We start from the raw sequence: 3,175 nt of genomic DNA on the forward strand, positions 1-3,175 counted from the left end.
TATTGAGGTTATATGGTCAAGAAGAGAAGCGCAAACGGTGGATGCCTTGGCAGTAAGAGGCGATGAAGGACGTGGAATCCTGCGAAAAGCTCTGGGGAGTTGGAAACAAGCATTGATCCAGAGATGTCCGAATGGGGGAACCCGGCCTGATGTAAATCAGGTCATTCATAACTGAATACATAGGTTATGAAAGCGAACTCGGGGAACTGAAACATCTAAGTACCCGAAGGAAAAGAAATCAAAAGAGATTCTCCCAGTAGCGGCGAGCGAACGGGGAGTAGCCTGGTGTGATTTATTATGACTGTGAGTAGAACAACCTGGGAAGGTTGGCGAAAGAGGGTGACAGCCCCGTATACGAAGCAGTTATAAGGAACTAAGCACGCGAACAAGTAGGCCGGAACACGCGAAATTCTGGTTGAATATGGGTGGACCATCATCCAAGGCTAAATACTACTTACTGACCGATAGTGAACCAGTACCGTGAGGGAAAGGCGAAAAGAACCCCGGCGAGGGGAGTGAAATAGAACCTGAAACCGTTTGCGTACAAGCAGTGGGAGCATGATTAAGGTTATGTGACTGCGTACCTTTTGTATAATGGGTCAGCGAGTTACTTTCAGTGGCGAGGTTAACTGAATAAGGAAGCCGTAGAGAAATCGAGTCTTAATAGGGCGCGAGTCGCTGGGAGTAGACCCGAAACCGGGCGATCTAGCCATGTGCAGGATGAAGGTTGGGTAACACCAACTGGAGGTCCGAACCGGGTAATGTTGAAAAATTATCGGATGACGTGTGGCTAGGAGTGAAAGGCTAATCAAGCCCGGAGATAGCTGGTTCTCCCCGAAAGCTATTTAGGTAGCGCCTCGTGAATGATTACCGGGGGTAGAGCACTGTTTCGGCTAGGGGGCTGTCATGGCTTACCAAACCGATGCAAACTCCGAATACCGGCTAATTGAATCACGGGAGACACACGGCGGGTGCTAACGTCCGTCGTGAAGAGGGAAACAACCCAGACCGCCAGCTAAGGTCCCAAAGTTATGATTAAGTGGGAAACGATGTGGGAAGGCATAGACAGCCAGGAGGTTGGCTTAGAAGCAGCCATCCTTTAAAGAAAGCGTAATAGCTCACTGGTCGAGTCGGCCTGCGCGGAAGATGTAACGGGGCTAAAATCATACACCGAAGCTGCGGATGTGCACTAAGTGCACGTGGTAGGGGAGCGTTCTGTAAGCCGATGAAGGTGCATTGAGAAGTGTGCTGGAGGTATCAGAAGTGCGAATGCTGACATGAGTAACGATAATGAGGGTGAAAAACCCTCACGCCGGAAGTCCCAGGTTTCCTGCACGACGTTAATCGGAGCAGGGTGAGTCGGCCCCTAAGGCGAGGCTGAAGAGCGTAGTCGATGGGAACCAGGTTAAAATTCCTGGACTTTTTGTAAGTGGTGAAGTGGGGACGAAGAAGGCTAGGTGAGCCCGGCGTTGGTTGTCCGGGTCCCTGGATGTAGGCTGAGAAACCTGGCAAATCCGGTTTCTTGTTAAGGCCGAGGTCCGAGGGGGTTTTGGGCATGTCCCGAAGAAGTCATTGACGCCACGCTTCCAGGAAAAGCTGCTAGCCATAACTTACAGAGAACCGTACCGCAAACCGACACAGGTGGACAAGTAGAGCATACTAAGGCGCTTGAGAGAACTCGGGTGAAGGAACTAGGCAAAATGGTACCGTAACTTCGGGAGAAGGTACGCCCTTTTGTGTTAAGCCCCTGCGGTGTAAGCACGAGAGGGTCGCAGAGACCAGGTGGCTGCGACTGTTTATTAAAAACACAGCACTCTGCAAATTCGTAAGAAGACGTATAGGGTGTGACGCCTGCCCGGTGCCGGAAGGTTAATTGATGGGGTCATCTTCGGAGAAGCTCTTGATCGAAGCCCCGGTAAACGGCGGCCGTAACTATAACGGTCCTAAGGTAGCGAAATTCCTTGTCGGGTAAGTTCCGACCTGCACGAATGGCGTAACGATGGCCACACTGTCTCCACCCGAGACTCAGTGAAATTGAAATCGCTGTGAAGATGCAGTGTACCCGCGGCTAGACGGAAAGACCCCGTGAACCTTTACTATAGTTTTGCACTGGACTTTGATGATAACTGTGTAGGATAGGTGGGAGGCTATGAAGTATGAACGCCAGTTTGTATGGAGCCGACCTTGAAATACCACCCTGTTATTATTGAGGTTCTAACTTGGTCCCGTAATCCGGGATGAGGACAGTGTATGATGGGTAGTTTGACTGGGGCGGTCTCCTCCCAAAGAGTAACGGAGGAGCACAAAGGTACCCTCGGTACGGTCGGACATCGTACCAAGAGTGTAAAGGCATAAGGGTGCTTGACTGCGAGACTGACGGGTCGAGCAGGTACGAAAGTAGGTCTTAGTGATCCGGTGGTTCTGTATGGAAGGGCCATCGCTCAACGGATAAAAGGTACTCCGGGGATAACAGGCTGATACCGCCCAAGAGTTCATATCGACGGCGGTGTTTGGCACCTCGATGTCGGCTCATCACATCCTGGGGCTGAAGCAGGTCCCAAGGGTATGGCTGTTCGCCATTTAAAGTGGTACGCGAGCTGGGTTTAGAACGTCGTGAGACAGTTCGGTCCCTATCTGCCGTGGGCGTAGGAAAATTGAGAGGAGCTGCTCCTAGTACGAGAGGACCGGAGTGGACGAACCTCTGGTGTACCGGTTGTCACGCCAGTGGCATTGCCGGGTAGCTAAGTTCGGACGGGATAACCGCTGAAAGCATCTAAGCGGGAAGCCTCCCTCAAGATGAGTTTTCCCATGAAGCCCGTTGGAGACTACGACGTTGATAGGCAAGGTGTGGAAGCGCAGTAATGCGTGTAGCTAACTTGTACTAATTGGCTGATTGTCTTGACCATATAACCTGAATTGCTTCGAGCGTAAGTGAGCAGGTTAGTTGAAGCGAGAACAAGAGACATATTAAGTTTGTGTTACCTCAAGATTTACCGAGCTGTGGCTCTGGCATCTGAATAAAGATGATGACCTGAACACAGTAACCAGTTTTCCTGGCGACCATAGCGGTCTGGAACCACCTGATCCCATCTCGAACTCAGAAGTGAAACAGACATGCGCCGATGATAGTGTGGAGTTTCTCCATGTGAAAGTAGGTCATCGCCAGGGTTTTATT

Annotated in this window: 2 rRNA genes; both read left to right on the forward strand. The window is 51.0% G+C overall.

Annotated elements, in window-relative coordinates:
• Positions 1-14: 14 nt before the first annotated feature.
• A 23S ribosomal RNA gene (locus tag ACQUTA_RS13005) occupies positions 15-2,906 on the forward strand.
• A gap of 146 nt (positions 2,907-3,052) precedes the next feature.
• Positions 3,053-3,168: ribosomal RNA gene (rrf, locus tag ACQUTA_RS13010) — 5S ribosomal RNA — on the forward strand.
• The last annotated feature ends 7 nt before the right edge of the window (positions 3,169-3,175 follow it).

Source organism: Legionella navarrensis (genome assembly GCF_052527415.1).